Source organism: Microbacterium sp. LWS13-1.2 (assembly GCF_040144835.1).
GTDB lineage: Bacteria > Actinomycetota > Actinomycetes > Actinomycetales > Microbacteriaceae > Microbacterium.
Genome location: NZ_CP151632.1, coordinates 2,564,815 through 2,587,606, shown reverse-complemented (window position 1 = coordinate 2,587,606; position 22,792 = coordinate 2,564,815). Strand labels below are relative to the sequence as shown.

General features: G+C 71.5%; 23 protein-coding genes, 1 tRNA gene and 2 pseudogenes. 9 read left to right on the top strand and 17 right to left on the bottom strand.

What is annotated here, in order from left to right:
- Positions 1 to 5: 5 nt before the first annotated feature.
- Entirely contained in the window at positions 6 to 1,370 is a 1,365-nt protein-coding gene (locus MRBLWS13_RS12180; RefSeq protein ID WP_349425633.1) for a DEAD/DEAH box helicase, read from the top strand.
- Positions 1,371 to 1,385: 15 nt separating this feature from the next.
- Here the strand turns inward: MRBLWS13_RS12180 and MRBLWS13_RS12175 are convergent, their stop codons facing one another.
- Both MRBLWS13_RS12175 and MRBLWS13_RS12170 read right to left on the bottom strand, forming a co-directional pair.
- Positions 1,386 to 2,039 (bottom strand): biliverdin-producing heme oxygenase, encoded by a 654-nt coding sequence (locus tag MRBLWS13_RS12175; RefSeq protein WP_349425632.1) that lies wholly within the window; start codon positions 2,037 to 2,039, stop codon positions 1,386 to 1,388.
- A gap of 44 nt (positions 2,040 to 2,083) precedes the next feature.
- A complete protein-coding gene (locus MRBLWS13_RS12170) occupies positions 2,084 to 2,410 on the bottom strand; it encodes a DUF2470 domain-containing protein (RefSeq protein ID WP_349425631.1) in 327 nt (108 codons plus the stop codon).
- A gap of 80 nt (positions 2,411 to 2,490) precedes the next feature.
- Here MRBLWS13_RS12170 and MRBLWS13_RS12165 point away from each other — a divergent pair, with 80 nt between their 5' ends.
- The 3 genes from MRBLWS13_RS12165 (at position 2,491) to MRBLWS13_RS12155 (ending at position 5,829) form a co-directional block, all read left to right on the top strand.
- Positions 2,491 to 3,756, top strand: coding sequence for a serine hydrolase domain-containing protein (locus MRBLWS13_RS12165; protein ID WP_349429049.1), 1,266 nt, complete (start codon positions 2,491 to 2,493; stop codon positions 3,754 to 3,756).
- Positions 3,757 to 3,818: 62 nt separating this feature from the next.
- Positions 3,819 to 4,679, top strand: coding sequence for an EamA family transporter (locus tag MRBLWS13_RS12160; RefSeq protein WP_349425630.1), 861 nt, complete (start codon positions 3,819 to 3,821; stop codon positions 4,677 to 4,679).
- 148 nt (positions 4,680 to 4,827) lie between these two features.
- Entirely contained in the window at positions 4,828 to 5,829 is a 1,002-nt protein-coding gene (locus MRBLWS13_RS12155; protein WP_349425629.1) for a Gfo/Idh/MocA family oxidoreductase, read from the top strand.
- A 3-nt stretch (positions 5,830 to 5,832) separates the two neighbouring features.
- Here MRBLWS13_RS12155 and MRBLWS13_RS12150 read toward each other — a convergent pair.
- Positions 5,833 to 6,153, bottom strand: a pseudogene (locus tag MRBLWS13_RS12150) (substrate-binding domain-containing protein); the annotation flags it as partial.
- Between MRBLWS13_RS12150 and MRBLWS13_RS12145 the strand changes: the two are divergent.
- Positions 6,106 to 6,321 (top strand): annotated as a pseudogene (locus MRBLWS13_RS12145) (hypothetical protein); the annotation flags it as partial. The pseudogenes MRBLWS13_RS12150 and MRBLWS13_RS12145 overlap by 48 nt on opposite strands.
- A gap of 147 nt (positions 6,322 to 6,468) precedes the next feature.
- On the opposite strand, the gene MRBLWS13_RS12140 reads toward MRBLWS13_RS12145, so the two are convergent.
- The 3 genes from MRBLWS13_RS12140 to MRBLWS13_RS12130 form a co-directional block, all read right to left on the bottom strand.
- Complete coding sequence (locus tag MRBLWS13_RS12140; protein ID WP_349425628.1) at positions 6,469 to 6,894, bottom strand: pyridoxamine 5'-phosphate oxidase family protein; 426 nt, start codon at positions 6,892 to 6,894, stop codon at positions 6,469 to 6,471.
- 78 nt (positions 6,895 to 6,972) lie between these two features.
- Positions 6,973 to 7,515 (bottom strand): GrpB family protein, encoded by a 543-nt coding sequence (locus MRBLWS13_RS12135; RefSeq protein WP_349425627.1) that lies wholly within the window; start codon positions 7,513 to 7,515, stop codon positions 6,973 to 6,975.
- 395 nt (positions 7,516 to 7,910) lie between these two features.
- Positions 7,911 to 8,378 carry an HNH endonuclease gene (locus tag MRBLWS13_RS12130; RefSeq protein ID WP_349429048.1) on the bottom strand — a complete coding sequence of 156 codons (468 nt, stop codon included), beginning with the start codon at positions 8,376 to 8,378 and terminating at the stop codon, positions 7,911 to 7,913.
- Here MRBLWS13_RS12130 and MRBLWS13_RS12125 point away from each other — a divergent pair.
- Positions 8,377 to 9,168 (top strand): hypothetical protein, encoded by a 792-nt coding sequence (locus tag MRBLWS13_RS12125; protein WP_349429122.1) that lies wholly within the window; start codon positions 8,377 to 8,379, stop codon positions 9,166 to 9,168. The genes MRBLWS13_RS12130 and MRBLWS13_RS12125 overlap by 2 nt on opposite strands.
- 283 nt (positions 9,169 to 9,451) lie before the next feature.
- Entirely contained in the window at positions 9,452 to 10,210 is a 759-nt protein-coding gene (locus tag MRBLWS13_RS12120) for a class I SAM-dependent methyltransferase (RefSeq protein WP_349425626.1), read from the top strand.
- A 152-nt stretch (positions 10,211 to 10,362) separates the two neighbouring features.
- On the opposite strand, the gene MRBLWS13_RS12115 is transcribed toward MRBLWS13_RS12120, so the two are convergent.
- The 3 genes from MRBLWS13_RS12115 to MRBLWS13_RS12105 form a co-directional block, all read right to left on the bottom strand.
- Positions 10,363 to 12,381, bottom strand: a complete 2,019-nt coding sequence (locus MRBLWS13_RS12115) for an acyltransferase (protein ID WP_349425625.1) — start codon at positions 12,379 to 12,381, stop codon at positions 10,363 to 10,365.
- Positions 12,382 to 12,385: 4 nt separating this feature from the next.
- Positions 12,386 to 12,456, bottom strand: a tRNA-Gly gene (locus MRBLWS13_RS12110).
- Between the two features lie 79 nt (positions 12,457 to 12,535).
- On the bottom strand, positions 12,536 to 13,756 hold the full coding sequence (locus MRBLWS13_RS12105; protein ID WP_349425624.1) for a nucleotide disphospho-sugar-binding domain-containing protein: 1,221 nt from the start codon (positions 13,754 to 13,756) through the stop codon (positions 12,536 to 12,538).
- Positions 13,757 to 13,888: 132 nt separating this feature from the next.
- Here MRBLWS13_RS12105 and dcd point away from each other — a divergent pair, with 132 nt between their 5' ends.
- Positions 13,889 to 14,494 (top strand): dCTP deaminase, encoded by a 606-nt coding sequence (dcd, locus tag MRBLWS13_RS12100; protein WP_349425623.1) that lies wholly within the window; start codon positions 13,889 to 13,891, stop codon positions 14,492 to 14,494.
- Between the two features lie 4 nt (positions 14,495 to 14,498).
- On the opposite strand, the gene MRBLWS13_RS12095 is transcribed toward dcd, so the two are convergent.
- Positions 14,499 to 15,512 carry a hypothetical protein gene (locus MRBLWS13_RS12095; RefSeq protein WP_349425622.1) on the bottom strand — a complete coding sequence of 338 codons (1,014 nt, stop codon included), beginning with the start codon at positions 15,510 to 15,512 and terminating at the stop codon, positions 14,499 to 14,501.
- A gap of 293 nt (positions 15,513 to 15,805) precedes the next feature.
- Between MRBLWS13_RS12095 and MRBLWS13_RS12090 the strand changes: the two genes are divergently transcribed.
- Positions 15,806 to 16,453 (top strand): PadR family transcriptional regulator, encoded by a 648-nt coding sequence (locus tag MRBLWS13_RS12090; protein WP_349425621.1) that lies wholly within the window; start codon positions 15,806 to 15,808, stop codon positions 16,451 to 16,453.
- Between the two features lie 3 nt (positions 16,454 to 16,456).
- Here MRBLWS13_RS12090 and MRBLWS13_RS12085 read toward each other — a convergent pair whose 3' ends face one another.
- From MRBLWS13_RS12085 to MRBLWS13_RS12055, 7 genes are all read right to left on the bottom strand, one after another.
- Positions 16,457 to 17,467: a HAMP domain-containing sensor histidine kinase gene (locus tag MRBLWS13_RS12085; protein ID WP_349425620.1), complete on the bottom strand. Its 1,011-nt coding sequence runs from the start codon at positions 17,465 to 17,467 to the stop codon at positions 16,457 to 16,459.
- On the bottom strand, positions 17,464 to 18,168 hold the full coding sequence (locus MRBLWS13_RS12080; RefSeq protein WP_349425619.1) for a response regulator transcription factor: 705 nt from the start codon (positions 18,166 to 18,168) through the stop codon (positions 17,464 to 17,466). The genes MRBLWS13_RS12085 and MRBLWS13_RS12080 overlap by 4 nt, the downstream gene beginning before the upstream one ends.
- 101 nt (positions 18,169 to 18,269) lie before the next feature.
- The gene (locus MRBLWS13_RS12075) at positions 18,270 to 19,235 is read right to left on the bottom strand and encodes an NAD(P)/FAD-dependent oxidoreductase (RefSeq protein ID WP_349425618.1); all 966 of its coding nucleotides are present in this window, start codon (positions 19,233 to 19,235) and stop codon (positions 18,270 to 18,272) included.
- Positions 19,228 to 19,557: a ferredoxin gene (gene fdxA / locus MRBLWS13_RS12070; RefSeq protein ID WP_045299416.1), complete on the bottom strand. Its 330-nt coding sequence runs from the start codon at positions 19,555 to 19,557 to the stop codon at positions 19,228 to 19,230. Before fdxA ends, MRBLWS13_RS12075 begins: the two co-directional genes overlap by 8 nt.
- Positions 19,554 to 20,948: an FAD-dependent oxidoreductase gene (locus tag MRBLWS13_RS12065; protein WP_349425617.1), complete on the bottom strand. Its 1,395-nt coding sequence runs from the start codon at positions 20,946 to 20,948 to the stop codon at positions 19,554 to 19,556. The genes fdxA and MRBLWS13_RS12065 overlap by 4 nt, the downstream gene beginning before the upstream one ends.
- A gap of 47 nt (positions 20,949 to 20,995) precedes the next feature.
- The gene (cobA, locus tag MRBLWS13_RS12060) at positions 20,996 to 21,811 is read right to left on the bottom strand and encodes a uroporphyrinogen-III C-methyltransferase (protein WP_349425616.1); all 816 of its coding nucleotides are present in this window, start codon (positions 21,809 to 21,811) and stop codon (positions 20,996 to 20,998) included.
- Positions 21,808 to 22,788, bottom strand: coding sequence for an ABC transporter permease (locus MRBLWS13_RS12055; protein WP_349425615.1), 981 nt, complete (start codon positions 22,786 to 22,788; stop codon positions 21,808 to 21,810). The genes cobA and MRBLWS13_RS12055 overlap by 4 nt, the downstream gene beginning before the upstream one ends.
- Between the last annotated feature and the right edge of the window lie 4 nt (positions 22,789 to 22,792).

Genomic DNA, 22,792 nt, shown 5'->3' with positions numbered 1-22,792 from the left:
AATCGGTGAACACCCCGCCGCTGTCCCCCGAGCAGGAGGCGCTGTTCCGGCTCATCGAAGACACCCGCAAGCACGTGTTCGTCACGGGCCGGGCCGGCACCGGCAAGTCGACGCTGCTGCAGCACCTGGCGTGGAACACGAGCAAGCAGATCGCGGTGTGCGCGCCGACCGGCGTCGCGGCGCTGAACGTCGAGGGCCAGACGATCCACTCGCTGTTCAAACTGCCCCTCGGGATCATCGGCGCGCACGACGAGGACCAGTCCGACGCGACCCGCAAGCTGCTCAACGCCATCGACACCCTCGTCATCGACGAGATCTCGATGGTCAACGCCGACCTCATGGACGCGATCGACCGGTCGCTGCGCAAGGCGCGGGGGCGCCGGGGCGAACCCTTCGGCGGCGCGCAGATCGTCATGTTCGGCGACCCGTACCAGCTGGCCCCGGTGCCGCCCCGGGGCGACGAGCTGCGGTACGTGCGCGACCACTACCGCTCGTTCTGGTTCTTCGACGCCAAGGTCTGGGTGGGCGAGGCCGCGAGCGACGGCATCCTCGACGTCGGCTCGTACGGCGCCGACCTCAACATCCGCGAGCTGGTCGACATCCACCGGCAATCCGACCCGGCGTTCAAGGCGATGCTCAATGCCGTGCGGTACGGCCGGGTGACCGCCGACATCGCGGAGGTCCTGAACGGCACCGGTGCGCGCACTCCGCCAGATCCCGTCGACGGTGAGCACCCGATCATCACGCTCGCGACCCGCAACGACATCGTCAACAACATCAACCGCCGGCACCTGGGCGAGCTCGTCGGGCGCGAGCAGACGGCGATGGCGGAGGTCAGTGGCGACTTCGGACGCGGCGAGGCCGCCTACCCGGCCGACATCGAACTCAAGCTCAAGGTCGGCGCCCAGGTGATGTTCCTCCGCAACGACACCGGGTCGTTCCGCGAGCCGCCGCGCTGGGTCAACGGCACGATCGGCACGGTCACCCGGATCTCCGGCGAGACGGTGCGTGTCGACGTCGAGGGCGAGGAGTTCGACGTCGAGCCCTCGGTCTGGGAGAAGTATCGCTACGCGTACGACCCCCGCTCCAAGCAGTTGACCCGCGACATCGTCGCCGAGTTCACCCAGTTCCCGCTGAGGCTCGCCTGGGCGGTCACGATCCACAAGTCGCAGGGCAAGACCTACGACCGCGCGATCATCGACCTCGGCTCCGGAGCCTTCGCGCCCGGCCAGACCTACGTCGCACTGTCGCGGCTGACCTCGCTCGACGGGCTCTACCTCTCGCGACCGCTGCGGCCGCGGGACATCCAGGTCGACCCCGACGTGCGCCGCTTCATGGCGTCCGCCGTGCGCGGCGCGGCGCTGTCGTAGGCCGATCCGGCCGGGTCAGGCGACCTGCGCGGCCTTCGCCTGGGCGAGGTCCTCGAAGAGCTCGGTGTTGAAGCGGTAGGCGAGCAGGACCTCGTCGATCACGCGCTCCTGCTCGGCGGCATCCCACGGGGCGGCGTCGAGCTGCTCGCGATAGACGTCTTTGAACGCCTTCGGATCTGCGATGTCCTGGAACAGGTAGAAGCCGATGCCGTTCGTGTCGAACCCGAACCGGCGGGCCATCAGCCGGCCGATGAACTGACCGCCCGACAGGTCGCCGAGGTAGCGCGTGTAGTGGTGGGCGACGAAGCCGCCGGCCCAGGTCGCGCCGACCTCGTTGATGCGATCGACGTAGCGCTGGGTGGTGGGCAGCGCCTGGATCCGTTCGCGCCAGTCGGGGCCGACGAGGAACTCGAGGTCGGCCTCGAGCGCGGGAAGGCGCGTGAGCTTGTCGGAGATGAAGACGGCGGCGACGGGGTCGTTGCGCATCTGGCCCGCCGTGCGCTCGAGCGCCTCGTAGATGAACCAGTGCTGGGCAACGAGCGCGACGTAGTCGTCGCGCGTGCCCTCCCCCTTCATGAGGTCGGCCATGAAGCCGGAGTGCTCGCTCGACGAGTGCGAGCTGCTCGAGCGCTCGCGCAGCGCGGTGGAGAACGGGATCGGGTCGCTCATACCTTCATGCTAACTGAAGATAAGGCGAACCTAACCAAAAATTTCTAGGCGTGCGGTCTCGGCTCGACATCGAGCCGCCGGCACGCCTCGTCGTACAGCGCGACGATCTCGCGGCGCACCTCACGGCGCTCCGAGATCGCCCCCGACGGCCACGGCACTGCGACCTCGGCCGTCGAGCCGTCCGCGAGCGTCGCCTGCCACACCCCGCGGTCGCCATCGAACCCGGTCATGACCGAAGACGTGATCTCGGCCGTCGCGATCCCCGCGTCCGCGGCGAACGCCCGCGTGATCAGAAGGTTGTCGTCGCCGTGGTCGCCGTTCATGTGGCCGAGCACGCCCGTGAGGGCATCGTCGTCGAAGAGGTGGGTCATGCTCACACCCTACGGATCGCCGTGCAACGCAAGCCACCGGTGTGTGTTTGAATTCAATGCACGATCGTCGGGGGGTGAGAATGCGGACCCGGTCTACACGTCGCCGCGCCATCGCGGTCATCGCCGGCGCCATAGCGTCGGCACTGCTCCTGGCGGGCTGCTCCTTCGGCGGCGAGGTCGAGCCCGACCTGCCTCCGCAGGCGGCGGCCTCCCTGCCCGATGAGACGGTGCAGCGATTGACGGATGCCGTCACCCACGCGATGGGCACCACCGGGTCGTCGGGCGCCATTGTCGGCGTCTGGGCGCCCTGGAGCGGCACCTGGGTGGCGGGCCTCGGCACGCAGCGTCCCGACGGCGGCGGCGATGTCACCGCCGACCTGGTCTTCCGCGCCGGCAAGGTGACCCGGGCCATGACCTGCGACGTACTCTTCCAGGTCGCCGCCGACGGCAAGGTGAAGCTGAACGACAGCGTCACCCAGTACGTGTCGGGCGTTCCCGACCTCGCCGACATCACCCTGCTCGAGCTCTGCGACGGCACGTCGGGCATCGGCTCGTACGCGGGCCAGCTGTACTCGTCGTGGATCGCGAACCCTGCACGCGAGTGGGATCCGCGCTACCTCGCGAGCTTCGGTCTCGGGCAGCCACGCTCGGGCGAACCGGGTACGGCATACCGCGACTCCGATGCCGGCTACCTGCTGCTGGGCCTCGCGCTCGAGCGGGCGACCGACATGACGGCGGCGCAGCTCATCCAGACCTATGTCGCCGATCCGCTCGGCCTCGACGCGACGGCCCTCGGCGACCTCCCCGCGGAGGGCGTGCTGAAGGGCGGGCAGTCCGTCAACACCCCCGAGGGTGCGCTCGACTGCGCGGCCCCGATCGACCTCACGGCCGCGTCCTCGAGCACCGGGTTCACCGATGCCGGCGCCGTCTCCGATATCGAGGATCTCGGCCGCTACGTGCAGGCGCTCGCCTCGGGCGCGCTCGTGGCGGACGACGATCGCTTCGGCGCTCCGGTGGCCGTCGCCGCTGACGGGCCGTCGTGGTACACCGCCGACGGCGGTGCGGTGATCGCCGGATCCCTCATCGGGCAGTACGGCAAGGTGCCCGGCTACATCACCGCCGCCTTCGCCGATCCGACGACGGGGCTGACGGTCGCCGTCGTGCTCAACAACTCCGCCGCCGACGCCGCGGTGGGCGAGTACCTCGCGTGGGAGCTCGCGGCGATCGCGTCGAAGGCGCCCGCGGCGGCCGGCGAGACGGTGCCCGAGGCCGGGCTCCCCTGGACGCCCGAGCAGTACCACGACGCTATCGCCGGCGCGGCGGTGTGCACGCCGCCGGCGACGTAGTGGGGGCCCGAGCGAGCTCGGGAGGTGCGGGCGCCCCCGGCGCGAGCGGGCCGGGCCGATCCGTGACGACGCCGGCCATCCTGCTTGTGGTCGCGGGCCTGGCGTGTCAGGAGGTCGGCGCGTCGATCGCGGTGCTGCTGTTCCCGCAGGTGGGGCCTCTCGGCATGGTGATGCTGCGGCTCATCTTCTCCGCGATCGTGCTGCTGCTCATCGCGCGTCCCCGGGTGCGCGGACACTCCCGCGCCGACTGGACCGGGGTCGTCCTCTTCGGGCTCGTGCTCGCCCTGATGAACGGCCTGTTCTACCTGGCCCTCGAGCGTCTGCCCCTCGGCGTCACCGTGACCATCGAGGTGCTCGGTCCGCTCGTGCTGTCGATCGTCGCCGCGCGCCGGGCATCGGCGTGGCTGTGGGCGGTGCTCGCCCTCGTCGGCGTCGTGGCGCTGGGGGGAGGTGGCTGGGACCGCCTGGACCCGCTGGGCGTGCTGTTCGCGCTCGGCGCCGCGGGCAGCTGGGCGTTCTACATCCTGGCGTCGGCGCGCGTGGGCAGGGCCTTCCCCAAGCTCGACGGGCTCGCCCTGGCGATGACGGTCGGAGCGGTCATCGCGCTCCCGTTCGGCATCGCGGATGCCGGAGCCGCCCTCCTGCGCCCCGAGATCGTCGCGCTCGGCGCGGCGGTCGCCCTCCTCTCGTCGACGATCCCGTACGCGTTCGAGCTGATCGCCCTCCGGCGCCTGCCGGCCGCCGTGTTCGCGATCCTGATGAGCCTCGCGCCCGCCACAGCAGCGCTCGCGGGCTTCATATTCCTCGGCCAACATATGACGTGGCTCGAGATCGCCGGCATCGGCCTCGTCATCGCCGCGAGCATCGGCGCGGTGCGCTCCTCGTCGCGCGCGGCCAGCGAAGCCGCAGAGCCGCTCGCCTGACGCGGAGTAGGTGCACGGCCCCGCCGTTGTTGCTGCTGCCGCTGCCGGTGCCGTTGCCGGGGCTGTTGCGGGCGAGCGCGGGCAGCTGAGATGGATGCCGCGGCCGGTGTGCGACGGCGCGACCGGCGGGCTCGCTACGATCAGGGCCATGACTCAGGCGGACGACGCGGTGCAGACGAGATGGGCCGTGCTCGGCCCCGGGGCGATCAGCCGGGACTTCGTGGTGGGGCTGCGCGCCTCGCGGCACGGCGTGCTGCACGCGGTGGGCAGCTCGTCGGCGGAGCGGGCGGGGGCGTTCGCGGCGGAGCACGGGGCTGCGGCATCCGGAACATACGACGAGATCCTGGCCCGCGACGATGTCGACGCGGTCTACGTCGGAACCGTCCACACGACGCACGCCGAACTCGCGATCCGCGCGCTGGAGGCGGGTAAGGCCGTGCTGTGCGAGAAGCCCGCGAGCCCGACCCTCGACGAGGTCGAGCGCATCCTCGACACGGCCGGGCGGATGCAGCGGCCGTTCCTCGAGGCCTTCAAGACGCGGTTCGGGCCGTTCGCCGACGCCCTGCGCGACCTGGTGACACGCGGTGAGCTGGGCGCGCTGCAGGGCGTCGAGGGCGCCTTCGGCTTCGCGGCGGGCGCGCACGAAGGCCGCCTGTTCGACCCCGCGCTCGCGGGCGGCGCGATCCTCGACGTGGGGTGCTATCCGCTCGCGCTCGCGATCGACCTCGCCGCCGCTGCCGGCGAGCCGATCGATGCTCCGGACTACCGCGCCTTCGAGGCCGAGCTGGTGGCGGGCGTGGACGGCACGGCATCCGCGGTGATCGCGTTCGGCGGCGTCACCGCCGCGATCGCCACCTCGGTGATCGAGGACCTGCCCGACACCGGCGTCCTGCGGTTCGCAGATGCCGAGGTCATGCTCCCCAACGTCTGGGGCAGCAGGACCGAGAGCCCGTCGAGGCTCATCGTCCGGCGCGGCGGCGAGGAGCGGGTGATCGAGGTGCCGGTCGTGCAGCCGATGGCGGCCGAAGCCGACGCGCTGTCGCTGGCCATCGCCGAGGGCCGGCTCGACGTGCCGGAGATGCCCTGGTCGCACACGCGTGCGGCCGCGCGGGTGCTGACGGAGTGGCGCGCGGCGGCTCTCGCTGGCTGAAGGTCAGGCTCCGCGCGGCGGGGCGGTCGAGCCGCGCACGTTCAGGGTCGGGTTCAGGACGACGCGGTGCACCGGGCGGGTCGGATCCTCGATGCGCCGCGCCAGCAGGTCCACCGCGGCGCGCCCGACCGAGTTGCGGGGCGGGCTGACGGCGGTGAGCGCGGGGGTGAACAGCTCGGCGACCTCGTCGTCGTAGGCGACGACCGAAAGGTCGCCGGGCACCGAGATGCCACGGTTGAGGGCGAGGTCGGCGAACGCCATCGCCTCCGGGTCGGAGTGCACCAGGATCGCAGTCACCGAGTTCGCCAGCGCCGCATCGAGCGTCGCGTCGACGACGGCCGAGAAGTCGGAACTGGTGCGCGCTGCCTCGACCGTAGGCCGCGACTCGCCGTCTGCACGCGGGGTGCGCGCCGTGCGGTAGCGCTCGCCGCATCAGGGGAGCGCGCCGCCGTGGCCGCGCAGCCGGTCACGGTCGTCGATACGAACGGTGCGGGCGACGCGTTCTTCGCCGGCTTCCTGGCGGCGTCGCTCGCCGGGCGGATCTGGACGGATGCCTGGAATCCGGCGCCCGCCAGGCGGTCGTCGCCCTGTCATCCGAGCACCTTCACCCGGCCGTCGTCGGGAGCGAGGACGGGGGCGTCACCAGCGCGCTTCGGTGACGACTGCCGGCCGTGCCGAGGCGTCGTAGACTCGGACCCAGTCCGGCCGCACGACGACGACGGCGAAGCCCTGGTCGAGGGCGCGGGAGCCTGCGAACTGCTCGTTGTATGCGGCACCGTGGAATTCGCGCGACGTGTCCGAGGCGATGGTGGCGACGCCCTCGACCTGCACGGTCACGTCGCCATCCGTGCCGGCGACGACAGCGACGCGGCCGTTCTCGCGCAGATTGTGGATTTTGCGGGAGTCGTCGGAGGCATCGAAGATCAGCGTTCCGTCGTCGAGTGCCGCCATCCCGACCAGTGCCGCTTCCGGCACGCCGGAGGGCGCGACGGTGGCCACGACTGCGCGGCCCTGCGCGCGGACGAAGGCGGCGAATGCGGCGGTGTCGCGGGGGTCGAAGGTCACCGGTTCACAGTAACGGCAGTCCCCGGTCGCTCGGAGCGGGGCGGTGGGCGGTGGCGTCGGCTCGGTCAGCCGGGTAGCTCAGGTGCCCCCGTTGATTGCGAGGATCGCCCGCTTCTCGGCGTCGGTGAGGTCGGACAGGGCCAGCACCTCTTGGAGCACGGGCGACTTGAGGGCGAGGTAACGTCCGATGTCCATCGCCGGGTCGCGGGCGAGTTCTGTCTTGATGGCGCCATAGCGATCGCGGAGATCTGGTCGCGCGCGGAGGATCCTGCGTACCGCGAGGTGGTTGCGCAGGTGCAGCGTACCGTCGATGCAGACGTAGACGTTCCGCCGCGGATCGTCGTCGGGTGCGGCCAATGACTCCCGGTCGGCGACGCCGAGGTCGCCCCGATGCGTGTAGCCTGCGGCGACGAGCGCCGTGATCGCCGCCGGGAGATCCGCACGCCGCACGACGACATCGATGTCGATGACGGGCTTGGCGGCCAGTCCCGGCACCGATGTCGAGCCGACATGCTCGATCGAGAGCATCGGAACATCCGCCACCGCTCGCCTGAGGTCCGCAGCCACACGCGCGAACTGCTCCGGCCACTCCCGCGAGTAGGGAACGACGGTGACAGCCATGCCACAAGCATCGCATCCCGATTCGCGGGCAGCGTGCGCCGGCATCACCCCGCACCGTTTGCCTCGCCAGATGCTCACGACGCCACCACACCCGGCGCTGCCCGGGGTGGGGTCGGCGCGTGCAGCGCCACCACCTCGCGCCCGCTCTCGTGCTGGGTGTGGCTCCGCCGCACCCAGCACCTCACGCCCGCTTCCGGCGCAGGCGGGAAGCGGCAGCGCCGGCACCTCACGCCTGTGCCCGTGCCCGTCCCAGACCCTCATGCGGCGCCGAAGCGTCGCGTCGACTTCGACTGCAGCCGGACCGGATCACCGATCTCGCCAGTCAGCGGGTCGGGAGGCGGATGCAGCCAGTACGTGTCGGCCGAACTGGCGGGATCCCGGTGGCGGCTGATGCGCTATCGCTGGTTGTGCAGGCGCAGGCGCAGGTGGCAGTTGCGGCACAGGGGAACGCCGTCGTCGACATCGGTGCGGCCGTGGTGATCCCACCAATGGTCGATGTGGTGGTACTCGCATTGAGAGATCGGCGCGCTGCACGACGGCCAGACGCACCCGCCGTCGCGGGCAGCGATCGCGATCCGCTGCTTGCGGCTGAACAGCCGCAGCTGGCGGCCGACATCGAGCGGCCGACCATCGGGGTCCCAGATCACCGGGATGGCGCCCGCATCGCAGAGACGCGCCTCAACGACCCCGCCGGGCACGGCGTGCCCACCGTCTTCCAGATGACCGACGCCGGTCACCCGCGTGTCTCCCCGCTCGTCGATGGCCGTGATCGCCGCCGACTCGACGACGATACGCACACCTGGCTGTCGGTCGCCGAATGCCTGTTGCGGGTCGGCGTCGGCACCGGTGCGGAGCACCGCGATGATCGTGTCGTACTGCAGCTGCTCGTTCGTCCGATCGTCGGCTTCGGCCTCGCGCGTCTTCTCGACGGCATCCGAGCCGACGATCGTACTGCAGCTGCTCGTTCGTCCGATCGTCGGCTTCGGCCTCGCGCGTCTTCTCGACGGCATCCGAGCCGACGAAGCGCGGCCCACGCCGTGGTCGCAGTGCGGCTTGGAGGAGCGAATCGACCCATGCACCCGCGTCGTCGTCGAAGAGGATGTGGGCGTGGCGCTGGCCGCTCTCGTCGATCCACCGGCGGAAGGATCGGGCGGCGAACCGCTCCTCGAACCGCAGCGTCACCCCGAGGGGATCGAGTCGGTCGCGGGCGATGCGTGCCTGGATGCGGAGGTCTTCCACCGTCAGCGTTGTCGCCTCGTCGAGCAGCAGACGCACCGCCCGGGACCACGCCTGGGGCAGGAAGTCGGCGTCCAGCTCGGGATAGCGATCGACGGGCGGCTCGCCGAGACCCGAGCGGAGCGCGTGGAACTGCGCCTGCGAGAGCGCGCCCGCCGCGAGCGCATCCCGAACGAGTCTCAGCCACTCGGGCGCCGCCGGCGTCGGCGGCTGCTCGGCAACTTCCTGACGCGAGGCATCCGTCCCGGTTGTGGTGGGTTCGGACGAAGAAGGAGTGGTGGGCGCGAGCTCTTGCCCCGCCTGCACCGCGCGGGTGACATCGCGGCGGCCGAGGCCGGTGATCTGCTGAACCAGCGCCGTCCCGGTGCGCAGCCCCTTGCGCTTCGCGGGTCCGCCGTATCCGCGGTCGCGTGTTGATCGGCGGGACACCTCCGCCGAGCCGCTCGCGACGACGAGCTCCAGGGCCTTGCGAGCCTCGGTCGTGTCGGTCAACAGCTCCAGCAGTTCTTCGTCGTCCAGCCTCTCGACCCCGGTTCCGTCCGCGCCGAGTCGCTGTGCGACGCGGGCGACGGCATCCGTCAGCCGCATCGCCGGAGGCGACGACACCGAAGAACTCACGGAACAAATATACGAGCAACCTCCGACATCGAAGAGGGGCCGAGTCTCGACGCGACCGCCGACTGTGCATACGCTCGTGCCTGTGGTGGACCCGATGCACTTCGAGGCGAGCGCCGACGACTACGCCGCGGCTCGGCCGCCGTACCCGGCCGGACTCTGGGAGCGACTGCGAACTCTCGGGCTCCTGCGGCCGGGCGCTACCGCGCTCGATCTCGGCGCCGGAACCGGTCAGGCGACCGGTCCGCTTCTGGAGGCAGGACTGCGGGTCACCGCCGTCGAACCCGGCCCGCGCCTCGCGGCCCTCCTGCGCGCGGCCCATCCCGCGGCCGATGTGCGGGTCTGCCGCGCGGAAGACGTCGAGCTCGCCGCCTCGGCCGTCGACCTCGTTGTGGCGGCGACGTCGATCCATTGGATGGATGTCGACGTCCTGCTACCGAAGATATATACGATACTCACGCCGACGGGCCGCCTCGCTGTGTGGCGCAACGTGTTCGGAGACGCCGACGCCTCCACCACGCCTTTTCGGGCGCGGATCGCTGAGATAATCGCCGCCCGTCGCGCGCCGCCGCGACCGGGTCCGCCTGCCGAGGACATCGATGCGACGATCGAGGCTCTGACGACGTCGGGCCTCTTCGTCGTGACGGATGTCTCCACCTACCGATGGACTCTCGAACTCGACGCGGCTGCGATCGGGCGTCTCTTCCGTACGTTCAGCGACTGGTCCGCCGGCGAGGTGGAGCAGGCGGTCGAGGCCGTGAACGATCCGGGCGGCACCGTCACCGAGCACTACTCGTCGTGGCTGGTGGTGCTCGCGCCGATCGAGCGGTTATCCGCGCAGTGACGGCGGAGTCCGTCACGACGCGGGCGCGCGACCATCCCGGAGAGCTCATCGGTGTCCTGCCAGCAGGTGTATGCGGCAGGGGTGCGACCGGCCCTCACGCCGTTTGCCGAGCGAGTCTGCCGGCTCAGGGCGGAATGCGACCCGGACGCGGTCTACCGGAGCGCCGCGGCCGGCTCGGGGCGGTGCACCCCGCGGGGGCGGTAGCCGAGGGCATCCGAGACGCCCGCGAGATCCGCGAGGTACCAGAGGATGGCGAGCCACATCTCGGTGCCCTGCAGGCCGGGCTCGGTCTCGGCGAGGCCACGGGTCGCGGGAGCCGGCTCGCGGAACGAGAACCCGGCGCCCGGCGCCCAGGTCGACACGGCGTCCGACAGCAGGCGCGCGGCGAGGTCGCGCACCTCGTCGCTGCGATAGCCCGTCGCGCGCGTGAGCCACAGCGGGTGCGCGACATCGAGCACGTTGCACGCGTTGCGCGCGCCAACGGCGAACCATCGTGGGTCGCGTGTATGGCGCAACGCGGTGTCGATGACGCGCTCGGGGTAGGGGAGCGGCATCCCGAACTGCGCGAAGGTGCCGCGCGACGCCCGGTAGAAGCCGTTCACGACGGGCAGCAGGCCGCCGTCGGCGCTCGGCGAACCCCACATGCCGGTGTGGGGATCGGCGTTCATGACGAGCCAGCCGAACAGCGCCTCCTCCACACCCGCCGGAATCGGATGGCCCGCACGCCGTGTCCACAGAAGTGCGGTGCCGAAGCCATCGATATGGTGGCCGGCGTTCCACGCGTCGGAGGCCCACGGCAGACTCTCGCAGAACGCGATCACCCGTTCCGGAGTGGCCGCCGTCACCCAGGTGAGAGGAGCCGGAAACGCCGACCCCAGCAGATCGAGCGCGTATCCCACGCTCAGCACGTGGTACGCGACATCGCCGTGCGAGAACCCGAGGCCCGCCTCCTGGCGACCATCGGAAGCGAGGGGTGCGACCGCACCGGTCGCGGGATCCTGCCAGTCTTGCAGCCGTCGGATCTGCGCCTCCGCGGAGGTCTGTGGCGGGGCACTGCCGAGTAGCAGGTCGGCGATCTCGATCGCATCGCCCTGCGCGCGCACGGTCGGCGCTGCTCCCGGGCGGTCGGCGAAGAGCTCGAGGTCGTCGTCCCAGGAGCGCTGGAGGAGAGCGGATGCCTCCTCCCGCGCGCGTGCGGCCAACTCGGCGACCCGCTCCGCGAGGCCTGCGGCGTCGTCCGCGCTCGACGTCGGTGCGCCGGCCGGGACCCAGGCGGACGCCTCGGCTCCAGTCGAGGCCGGATCCGGAGCAGACGCTGCCGCTCCGGCGGGGGCGGAGGTTGCGTCGGGGACCGAGGCAAACGTCTGGTTGGAGGGGGTCGGGGGGCCGTCGGCGCTCATTGCACCGTCGTCGCCGGCCGCGGCCTGCGACACGATTGCACGCATGGCGGCCGCGGCGGCGAAGGCTGCGCCGGTCTCGCTGACGGGGGAGCGCTCGTCGGCCGCGTTCTCCGCATCCACCTGGACACTCGCACCCGCACCGACACCCTCGTCCGTGCCGCGTGCCGCCGCGTCGGCAGCCGCGTCCGGCGCGACCCCGGTGTCGTCCGGCTCGACGCGCCAGCGGATGAACCGGGCGGGGTTGCCGCCGACGACGGCGCCGGCGGGCACGTCCTTGGTGACGACGGCGCTGGCGGCGAGCACCGCCTGAGACCCGACCCGGACGCCGTCGAGGATGACGACGTGCGAGCCGATCCACACGTCGTCGCCGATCTCGATGCCCTTGGAGGTGAGCGGCTGGCGGAAGACCGGCGTGCCGGATTCCATCGAGTGGTTGAAGCCGAGGATCGACGTGTGCGCGCCGATGCGCACGCCGTCGCCCATCGTCACGCGTCCGCGGATCACCGTGTACGGATTGATGCTGCAGTCGGCACCGGCGAGCAGGTGACCTGTGAGGTACGCGCCGGCTGCGACGTACGTGCGGTCACCCAGACGCAGCGAGTCGTTGTCGATCGATGCGAGCTCCGAGATGAAGCACTGCTCGCCGAGCGAGTGATCGGCGCGGCCGTCCGCGAGCGTGTGCTGGATCGCGAGCTGCGCATAGCGTTCATCGACAGACGCTTCGCGCCAGAAGTCCCAGGGCGAGTACTCGTGGGCGGCGATCGCTGGCATAGGGAGGGGCTGACGGGAATCGAACCCGCGCTGTCTGCTTGGGAAGCAGAAGTTCTGCCATTGAACTACAGCCCCGGACGCCGGATGCCGGCGCGTGGCAAGGATAACAGAGCGGATGCCGTGGGCACGAAGTCGCGGCATCCGCCCGCGTCGATCAGAGCGATGCCTCGATGATGCGCGCGCTGGCCGCGGCTCCGTCCTCGTCTGCGTACGCCCGCTGCACGTCTCGGGCGACGGAGCGGATGCCGGGGTCGGACAGCACGCGGCGCACGGCGTCGAGGAACTCGGGCGATCCGGCACGCTTCGGTGGGATCGCGATGGCGTGTCCGCGCTTCTCGCACATGCGCACGTGCCAGGTCTGCTCGGGCTGCAGCCCCATTCCGACAAAGGGGATGCCGTTGGCGCACGCCGTCTGGACGGTTCCCTGTCCACCGTGGAGCACCGCCGCGTCGACGAGACCGCCGAGACGGTGAGCGGGGAGGAGGTCGGTGACGTGGACGTTCGGCGGAAGGTCGTCACCCGGTTCGAGGTAGTGGGCGATCGGGGCGACGACGTTCACGGGCAGCGTGCCGAGCGCGCGGGCCGCACGCAGGGCGAGTTCGCGGTTGGCCGACGAGCCGAGCCCGAGATAGACCAGCGGCTCGGCGGCCGCTGCGAGCTGCTCGACGATCTCGGGAAGCGGAGCGTCGATGTGGGCGAAGATCGGACCCACGCGCTCGAAGCCGTCGGGCAGGGTGAAGCCGTGGAGCTCCCACGGCATCTCGGTGATCAGGTTCCGGTCCGCGGTGATGAGGGAGGCGACCGTGCGCAGCGGCGGCACGCCGTTGTCCGCGGCGACCTGGGCGAACGCCCCAGGCGCGAGCGGAGCTTTCGTGTAGATCCACCGGAAGGCCGCCGTGGCCAGCAGATCAGCGAACCGAGACACGCGCCCGCGCCCGCCGACGAGGAACAGGTGGCGCGCCTGCCGCACCTGCGGCTCGGTCAGCGCGAACGGCACCGGGTAGAAGAGCGGCACCTGCTCGGCGCGGGCCGAGATGTACGACGTCAGGTTCGATCCCGTCACGACGGCGGCGGCGGAATGCTCGCGGATGAGCTGCCGTTCGACGTCGACGCGGGCGCCCACGAGCTCGCGCGTCAGCGGGCTTTTGAGCGTCTTGCCCTGGTCGAAAGCGATCAGCTGGTCCCGCTCGCGCGAGGTGAACACCGGCGTGCACGAGACGTACTCGAACCCCGCCTCGCTGATGAGTCCGACGTAGTCGTCCTCGTAGCCCATGAAGACGATCCGGTGCACGGGATCCATGGCTCGTGCGACCTGGATCATGCGCGTGGTCTCGGCCAGGTTGAACGTCACCGGGCAGAAGAGAACGGTCGCCATGTCATCCCTCTCTGTCGGGTCCGGCGGCGCACGGGTGGGTGCACGCCGGGCGGCGGCTTCCGTCATCGTCGTCTCGAGCGTAGGGCCCGTCACGTTCGGTCGGCGAGGACGCCGCCCGGATAGGCTGGCTGCGTGCTGCTCAGTGACCGCGACATCCGGCTCGAGATCGACGCGGGACGCATCGGGCTCGATCCGTGGGACCCGGCGATGGTGCAGCCCTCCAGCGTCGACGTGCGGCTCGACCGGTACTTCCGTCTCTTCGACAACCACAAGTACCCGTTCATCGATCCGGCCGAGGACCAGCCCGAGCTCACGCGGCTCATCGAGGTCGACCCCTCCGAGCCGTTCATCCTGCACCCCGGCGAGTTCGCGCTCGGGTCCACGTTCGAGCAGATCTCGCTCCCCGACGACATCGCGGCCCGTCTCGAGGGCAAGTCGTCGCTCGGTCGTCTCGGCCTGCTGACGCACTCGACCGCCGGCTTCATCGACCCGGGGTTCACGGGTCACGTCACGCTCGAGCTGTCGAACGTCGCGACGCTCCCGATCAAGCTGTGGCCGGGCATGAAGATCGGGCAGGTCTGCTACTTCCGGCTCACCTCGCCCGCCGAGAGCCCCTACGGCTCCGGTCCCTATGGCAACCGGTATCAGGGTCAGCGGGGGCCCACGGCATCGCGCTCGTTCCAGAACTTCCACCGCACGAACGTGGGGGACAGGGATGCCGGGAGCCGCGGCTCCTGAACGCTCAGGGCGTCGGCTCGACGATGCTCGGCTCCCGCGCGTAGACCCGCACGTTCGGCCCCTCGAGCACGAACTGGAGCGACGTGCCCAGCGGGAAGCGCTCGCGCAGCTTTTCGGGCGACGACTGGACGACCTCCAAGGACGCCGACGCCGGATATGACCCGGCAGCACAGCTGCCCGCACCGAACCCATCCGGCGGGGTCAGGATGTAGAGGCAGGTCTGGGAGCTGCCCGGTACGACGGATTGGCGAAGAGACAGCACGCGGAGGCCGTGGAAGTCGTCGAAGACGCGGCCACCCGAGGGGCGTACCCCGAAGGACTCGTCCGGCCACTCGGCCTCCGCATCCTCGCTCAGGACGGCGACTCCGCCCTCCTCGATGTTCTGGATCCAGGTGGACAGCCCCGCGCCGATGAGCAAGGCGGCGACGACCGAGGCCGCCCACAGCACCGGGATGCGGCGCCACCATGGCCGGACCGGCGCCTCCGCGGACATGTCCGAGGCCGGAGCGTCATCACCGCCGGGGTCGGTCGTCGCCGGTCCGGCATCGGCGTCCGCAGCTTCGGAGACGCCGCGCCGCACCCCGGCGCCGGCAATGGCACCGGGTGGCGTCGCCGCCCCGGCCATCGGCGTGGGAGCATCGGATCCCGGTGCGGGTTCAGCCGAGGCCGTGGCGGCGCGGTGCGCGCCGGCTGCGGCATCCGTCCCTGCTCCGCCCTCACCCGGGAGCGTCGGCTGACGGACAGCCGCCCCGGGTGCGCTTGCCCGCGATGCCCCATCGGCGCCGATGTCTGCCGGCGCGCCGCCTGCCGCCGTCTCGACGCGGGTTGCCGACTCCATCCCCGGAGCGGCGTCGGCTGCCGGCGCGGTCGACCCGGCACGCGCGGCGGACGCCATGGCCTCGAGCTCGTGCAGCCGCGCCAGCGCTGCGGGATCGGAGTGGATGTCGGCATCGCGCCCGTAGGCGCGCGCCTGGAGAGCGCGGAGCTCGTCCAGCGGCAGGTCGGTCGGCGTTGACATCGAGGCAATCCTCCCTCACCCGGGGGCGAAGGCGATCGTGCGCCGACGGGCCGCAGCATCGTGTCGGGCAGCGTGCCGGGCGAGGGATGTGCGGCGGGCGATCCCCAGATCGCCCGCCGCACGGACGAGCCCGCGCCCCCACGTCGTGCCCGTCCTCGGAAACGGTCCCTGTCCCCACACGGGATGCCGCGACCACCGATTACTGCACTCCGCAGTATAGGCTCGATCGCGCGCCGGCGGGATTTCTTTTACGCTCTGCGACGGAAGCCGATGCGAAGAGGAAGGAGCCCACCGTGGCCGATCGCGAACTCTCGACCACGGGCTACCTCATCCTGGGCCTCCTGGCCGACCACGACTGGTCGGCGTATCAGCTCGCCGAGCAGCTCGGTCGCGGTGTCGCGGAGCTGTGGCCATCGGCCGACCGCGGCCGCTATGCCGTCCTGAATCGCCTCAGCGAGGAGGGTTTCGTGCAGACCCGGCAGGAGCGCACCGGCAAGCGGGCCCGGACGATCTACTCGATCACCGCGGCCGGCCGCGAGGCGCTCGCCGCCTGGCTGAGCACGCCCGTGCGTCCGCCGACCCTCGAGTTCGAGGGGATGGTGCGGGTCCTGCTCGCCGACCAGGGGTCGGTCGAGGATCTCCGCCGCACGCTCGCGCAGACGAAGGAGCGGGCTCTTGCCAACCGAGAGATGTTCGCCCGCTACGCCGCATACATCAGCGTCACAGGTGGCACGTTCCCCGAGCGCCGCCACCTCTTCGCGCTCGCGAACACCTTCATGATCGGCCACTACGAGCACATCGTCGCGTGGGCGGACTGGGCCGAGGACCAGATCGCGTCGTGGCCCGACACGGTGACCCCCGCCACTACGCACGGCGACCAGGTGCGCGAGATGCTCGCCCCCGGACGCGACGCCCTACAGGGCGACGCCCCGGAGGCCTGAGATTCACACCGCGGAGCGCAGAGGCAGCTCCAGTTCGAACACGCATCCTGCCGTCGCATTGCGGACGGTGGCGGAGCCGCGATGCGCGTCGGCGACGCCGCGGACGATCGCGAGGCCGAGCCCGGCGCCGGCATCCGTCGGCCGTGCCGCGCTGCCACGCCACCCTGTCTCGAAGACGTGCGGCAGGTCGTCCGCGGCGATGCCGCCGCACGCGTCCGCGACCGCGATGCGGAATGCGCCGTCGTGCAGTTCGACGGTGGTCTCCACCATCGAGCCGGACGGCGAGTGACGGATGCCGTTGGCCACCAGATTCGCCACGGCCCGGCGCAGCTCGGGGGCGGCCACCCGCGCGCGCGCGCCGGTCTCGGCGCGTCCCGACAGCGTGACGCCGCCGGCATCGGCGAGGGGACGCAAGGAGGCCACGGTGTCGGACACGAGGTCGCCGACATCGACGTCGGTGCGTTCCAGCGCGACCGACGGCGCCTGCAGCCGGGAGAGCGTGAGGAGGTCGTCCACCATGTCGCTCATGCGCTCTGCGTTGCGCTGGATCGTGGTGGCGGCCGCGGCGGTGTCGGGCAGCACGCCGTCGTGGATGCCCTCGGCGGTCGCACGGATGCCGGCGAGCGGTGTGCGCAGGTCGTGCGAGATCCACGCCACGAGGTCGCGTCGCTGTCCCTCGACCCGGCGCTCCGTCTCGGCGGCCGCGGCGGCGCGCTCGGCGGCGCGTGCGGCGGACTGGATGCGGGCGGCGATGACGATGCCGGCGGCGAGGGCGGCCGGCACGCTGGCGAGCAGCACGAGCAGCAGGCCGGTCATGTCGCCGGCGGTGAGGAGCATCGAGGCGGCGCCGACGACGACGCCCACCGCGATCGACAGCACGACCACCAGCGGGGCGACGACGGCGGCGGCCGCCACGCGCACGCGGGCGAGCGCCAGCACCAGCGCCGCGCCGACGATGCCGGTCGCCGCCGCGGCGCCGGCGGAGAACAGCAGGGCGTCCGTCGAGACGGTCATGGCGCGGCATCCCAGCGATACCCGACGCCGAACACCGTCACAAGCCGCCGCGGTGCCGCGGGGTCGTGCTCGATCTTGTCGCGCAACCTGCTCACGTGCACGGTCACGGTCGAGGGGTCGCCGAAGTCCCAGCCCCACACGTCCCGCATCAGGTCGTCCCGGCGCAGGGCGTCCCCCGGGTGCGCGACGAGCCACGAGAGCAGGTCGAACTCGCGCACGGTGAGCGAGAGCTCGCTGCCGGCCAGGTGCACACGACGGGCGCGCCGGTCGATGACGAGGTCGCCGTCGACCGCGACGTCGGGCAGTTCCGCGGGGGCCGACAGGTCGGCGGCGGGCGAGACGCTGCGCCGCAGCACCGACTGCACGCGCAGCACCAGCTCGCGCGGGCTGAACGGCTTGGTCACGTAGTCGTCGGCCCCGACCTCGAGCCCGCGGATGCGGTCGTCCTCCTCGCCTCGGGCGGTCAGCATCACGATGGGGAGCTCCGGCGACCTCTGCCGGAGCCGCCGGCAGACCTCCAGGCCGTCGATGCCGGGCAGCATGAGGTCGAGCACGACGATGTCAGGACGATCCGCGACGACCGCCTGGAGCGCGTCGATCCCGTCCGCGGCCCGCCGCACGACGAGACCGGCGCTGCGGAGGTACGCGGCGACGACGTCGCCGACGTCCTCATCGTCGTCGACGACCAGCACCGTGCTCACGTGGTCAGGATAGGTCTCCGGCGGAGCGCCTGCACCGGTCCAGGCGCCTTCCCGCCGGTGCGAAAGGACTTCGTAAGGACTCGGCGAGGATGCCGTGCGTCTCAGTGGGCGGTGCGGACCCCGACGAGGTCGTGCACGAGCACCGCGGCGGCGCGGGCTCCCTGGCCGGCGGCGACGATGAGCTGCTGCGGACCCGGTGAGGCGGCATCCCCCGCGGCGTACAGCCCCGCGACGGACGTGCGCCCGGAGCGATCGGTGACCAGATTGCCGAACTCGTCGCGGTCGAGCTCGATGCCGCCGACGAAATCGAGCGCCGGGTGCCACTGGGGTCGCACGAAGCCGCCGTCGATCTCGACGCGGGTGCCGTCGACGAGCCGCACGGCCGACACCGTACCGCGGTCGCCTTCGAGGTCGTCGATCGACCGTCTCTCGACGACGATCCCGGATGCCGCGAGTTCCGCCGCTTCGACCGTGTCGACGGCATCCGACCCGTTGGTGAAGACGGTGAGCCGGTCGGTCCAGCGGGCGATCAGCCGGGCGCGCGCGGCCAGGTCGGGCGTCTCGCCGATCAGCGCGAGCGGACGGTCCTGCAGCTCCCACGCGTCGCAGGCGGCGCAGCTGAAGATCGTCATGCCGTAGAACGCGCGCAGGCTCGGGATGTCGGGCAGGGTCTCGCGGAGCCCGGTGGCCACGAGCACGGATCGCGCCGCGACGGCGGGCGGGATGCCGGAGCCCCGGCCGTGCAGCGCCGCGATGAAGCGTAGCCCGTCGCCGCCCTCGTTCTCGAGCAGCGCCGTGACGACGGTGCGATCGAGCACGCGCACGTTCGAGTAGGCGGCGAGCTCGGCGCGGGCGAGCTTGCGCAGCTCGAGCGGCGGCACGCCGTCGCGCGTGAGGAAGCCGTGCGAGCGCAGCGTGGCGGCGTTGCGCGGCCGCCCGGCGTCGACCAGCACGACCGAGGCGCGGGCGCGCCCGAGGTTGAGGGCGGCCGAGAGCCCCGCGGGGCCGCCGCCGATGATGACGACGTCGACCTCGGTCGACTCCGCCGCGGGATGGGGGTCAGTCATGGCCGTCTCCTTGGGGAGGAAGCGCCGCGATGACCGGATGGTCCTTCGCGATGACGCCGGTCTTGGCCGCACCGCCGGGCGACCCGATGTCGTCGAAGAACTCGACGTTCGCGGTGTAGTAGTCCTGCCATTCCTCGGGCAGGTCATCTTCGTAGTAGATCGCCTCGACCGGGCACACCGGCTCGCAGGCGCCGCAGTCGACGCACTCGTCGGGGTGGATGTACAGCGACCGCTCACCCTCGTAGATGCAGTCCACCGGGCACTCGTCGATGCAGGCGCGGTCCTTCACATCGACGCACGGCAGGGCGATCACATACGTCACTGGACGAGCACTCCCCGTGAGATGCCGACCTGCTCGTCGCGCGGCACGACCTTGACGCGCTCGCGGGTGTGCGCGTGGTTCGCGCCGAGGTCGCGCTCGTGCGCGTCGAGGGCGAGCCAGCCGTCCCACGTCGTGTACGCGACCTCGCGCTCGTCGAGCACCTCGAGCACGTCGCCGCCGACGGTCGGGGCCGACAGGCGCCCGGCCTCGAGGTCGGACACGAGGTGCGCGATGGTCTCCATCGCGTCGGACTTCGTGTGGCCGATGAGCCCGACCGGCCCGCGCTTGATCCATCCGGTGGCGTACAGGCCCGGGATCACCGGAGCCTCGGCGTCGCCGGTGGTCGCGGCATCCTTCACACGTCCCTCGACGTTCGAGACGACGCCGGCCCTCTCGTCGAAGGGCGCGTCGATGACCGGCGTGCCGTAGTAGCCGACAGCGCGGTACACCTGCTGCACGGCGATCTCGCGGAACTCGCCGGTGCCGCGCACGCGTCCGTCGCCGGTCGGCTCGGTGCGCTCGAAGCGCAGGCCCTCCACGCGGCTCTCGCCGAGCACCGCCACGGGCGCGTGGTAGAAGTGCAGGTGCAGGCGCCGGCTCGCGCCCGTCGACTCCCGCGTGCGCCAGCTGTTCAGGACCCGCAGCATGACCTTGAGCTGGTTGTTGGCCGCGTTCGCGGGGTCGGCGTCGACGAAGTCCTCGTCGTGCACGACGATGTCGACGTTCGGCACCTCGCCGAGCTCACGCAGCTCGATCGGCGTGAACTTGATGTCGGCGGGGCCTCGCCGGCCGAAGACGTGGACGTCGGTGACCGCCGATGCCTCGAGACCGGCCAGCACGTTGTCGGCGATCTCGGTGGAGCGCAGGTCCACGGCGTGCTTCGCGAGCACGCGGGCGACGTCGAGCGCGACGTTGCCGTTGCCGATGACGGCGACCTCGCGCTGGTCGAGCGTCCAGTCGGTCGGCACGTCGGGGTGGCCGTCGAACCAGGCCACGAAGTCGGCGGCCCCGTACGAGCCCGGCAGATCGATGCCGGGGATGTCGAGGGCGGCGTCGCGGATCGCGCCAGTCGCGATGATCACGGCGTCGTAGCGCTCCTGCAGCTCGGCGAGCGAGATGTCGCGGCCGACCTCGACGTTGCCGATGAACCGCGTGGTGCCGGCGTCGAGCATCTCGTGCAGCGAGTTGACGATGCCCTTGATACGGGGGTGGTCAGGGGCGACGCCGTACCGGATGAGCCCGTACGGGGCCGGCAGCGACTCGAACAGATCGATCGACACGGACCCGCCGGCCTCGACGACCGAGTTGGTGAGGATGTTGCCGGCGTAGATCCCGGCGGGGCCGGCGCCGACGATCGCGACGCGGAGATTGCGGAGGCTCGAAGAAGTCACAGTGGGGGTTCTTTCGGGTCAGGCGGACGGAGCGCGCGTGCGGCCGGTCAGGCGCGCGGGCTGCGCTCGGGAGTGAGCGGGTCGTACGAGGACAGATCGAGGGTCGCCAGCGCTGCGGGTGCGTAGGGACTGAGCCGCACCACGTCGCCGACGACCACGACGGCGGGGGAGCGGATGCCGCGGGCCGCCGCCTGGTGGGCGATGGTCGAGAGCGTCCCCACCGTCACCCGCTGGCGCGGCCCGAAGCCGTCCTCGACGACCGCGACGGGGCAGTCGCCGCCGCGCTCGCCGCGGGCCAGCGTGATCGCGGAGTTCGCCAGCGTGGCGATCCCCATGAGCAGGACGACGGTGTGGTCCCGCCCGCCGCCGAGCGACTCGATCTGGTCGTGGGCGGTCGCGACGGTGAAGGCGGTCGCGACGCCGCGGTGCGTGAGCGGGATGCCGGCGATCGCGGGCACCGAGATGGCGCTCGTGATGCCGGGGACGACCTCGACGGCCACACCCGCGTCCTGGCAGGCGGCGAGCTCCTCGCCACCGCGGCCGAAGACGTACGGGTCGCCGCCCTTGAGGCGGACCACTGTTTTGCCGTCCTGGGCGAGCTGGACGAGTAGGGCGTTGATGGCGTCCTGCGGCACGGCGTGGTGACCCGGCTGCTTGCCGACGTCGATGACGTCGCCCGGCAGGACCACGCCGTCGGCGGCGAGGCCGTCGAGCACGGCGCGCGCGCCCAGCCGGTCGGCCACGATGACGTCGGCTGCCTCGAGGGCGCGCAGCCCCTTGATGGTGAGCAGCCCGGCGTCGCCGGGCCCCGCGCCCACGAGCCACACCTTGCCGGCGGTCGTCGATTCCGGTCGTACGGTCATCGGGCGCCTCCCGTGACGAGCAGGCCGCGGCGCTTCAGCATCCGTCGCTCGAGAGGTCCGAAGAAGACGAGCTCGATGAGGATGCCGATCGCGAGGATGACGATGATGGTGCCCAGCACGCCGGCCAGGTCGGCGAGCTCGCGGCTCTGGTCGAGCATCGAGCCCAGCCCGAAGCCGATGGTGCCGCCGGTCGCGATGATCTCCGCCGCCATGAGCGAGCGCCAGGAGAAGGCCCATCCCTGCTTGAGTCCGGCGAGGTACCCCGGAAGCGCGGCGGGAAGGATGACGGCGGTCGCGAGCTGCCACCGCGAGGCGCCCAGCACGGTGCCGACCCTCCGCAGCTGCGGCGGCACCTGGTCGATGCCCGCGATCAGGCCGTTGACGATCGAGGGGATCGCACCCATGAGGATGACGAAGTAGACGGTGGCGTCCGACAGGCCGAACCAGATGATGGCGGCCGGCACCCATGCGACCGAGGGCAGCACCTGCAGGCCCGAGATGATGGGGCCCACAGCGCGGCGGATCGGCCGCACCTCGGCGAGCAGCAGGCCGATAGGCGTGCCGACGACGATCGCGATGAGGAAGCCTACGATGCCGCGCTCGAGGCTCGTCGCGACGGCCACCTGCAGGCGGCCCGAGTCCCACGCCAGGCCCAGCGCGTTCCACACGTCCACCGGCCCGGGCACGATGTCGGGCCGCGGCTGGGCGATCACGACGTAGAGCTGCCACGCGACGATGAGGATGATGACGAAGAGGATCGGCGGCACGACGCTGGTCGCGAACCGGCGCCAGGGGCCGGGCCCCAGGTCGGCATCCGTCTGGAGGTTGTCGAGACCGGCGGCAAGGCTGCGCAGGTCGTTCGCTTCGGTCGACGAGCGAGCTTGCGAGTCGAAACGAGCCGGCCAAGCGTCGTGCGTCGGCTCGTGGCGTGTCGTCTCGCTCGCGGTCCCTGAGCCTGTCGAAGTGCGCTCCCTCAACGAC

Excerpts from the sequence above, each read along its gene's own strand:
- MRBLWS13_RS12175 (WP_349425632.1), bottom strand. The coding sequence starts at position 2,039 with ATGAGCGACCCGATCCCGTTCTCCACCGCGCTGCGCGAGCGCTCGAGC.
- MRBLWS13_RS12170 (WP_349425631.1), bottom strand. The coding sequence starts at position 2,410 with ATGACCCACCTCTTCGACGACGATGCCCTCACGGGCGTGCTCGGCCAC.
- MRBLWS13_RS12165 (WP_349429049.1), top strand. The coding sequence starts at position 2,491 with ATGCGGACCCGGTCTACACGTCGCCGCGCCATCGCGGTCATCGCCGGC.
- MRBLWS13_RS12155 (WP_349425629.1), top strand. The coding sequence starts at position 4,828 with ATGACTCAGGCGGACGACGCGGTGCAGACGAGATGGGCCGTGCTCGGC.
- MRBLWS13_RS12135 (WP_349425627.1), bottom strand. The coding sequence starts at position 7,515 with ATGGCTGTCACCGTCGTTCCCTACTCGCGGGAGTGGCCGGAGCAGTTC.
- MRBLWS13_RS12125 (WP_349429122.1), top strand. The coding sequence starts at position 8,377 with ATGATCGTGTCGTACTGCAGCTGCTCGTTCGTCCGATCGTCGGCTTCG.
- MRBLWS13_RS12115 (WP_349425625.1), bottom strand. The coding sequence starts at position 12,381 with ATGCCAGCGATCGCCGCCCACGAGTACTCGCCCTGGGACTTCTGGCGC.
- MRBLWS13_RS12105 (WP_349425624.1), bottom strand. The coding sequence starts at position 13,756 with ATGGCGACCGTTCTCTTCTGCCCGGTGACGTTCAACCTGGCCGAGACC.
- MRBLWS13_RS12095 (WP_349425622.1), bottom strand. The coding sequence starts at position 15,512 with ATGTCAACGCCGACCGACCTGCCGCTGGACGAGCTCCGCGCTCTCCAG.
- MRBLWS13_RS12085 (WP_349425620.1), bottom strand. The coding sequence starts at position 17,467 with ATGACCGTCTCGACGGACGCCCTGCTGTTCTCCGCCGGCGCCGCGGCG.
- MRBLWS13_RS12075 (WP_349425618.1), bottom strand. The coding sequence starts at position 19,235 with ATGACTGACCCCCATCCCGCGGCGGAGTCGACCGAGGTCGACGTCGTC.
- cobA (WP_349425616.1), bottom strand. The coding sequence starts at position 21,811 with ATGACCGTACGACCGGAATCGACGACCGCCGGCAAGGTGTGGCTCGTG.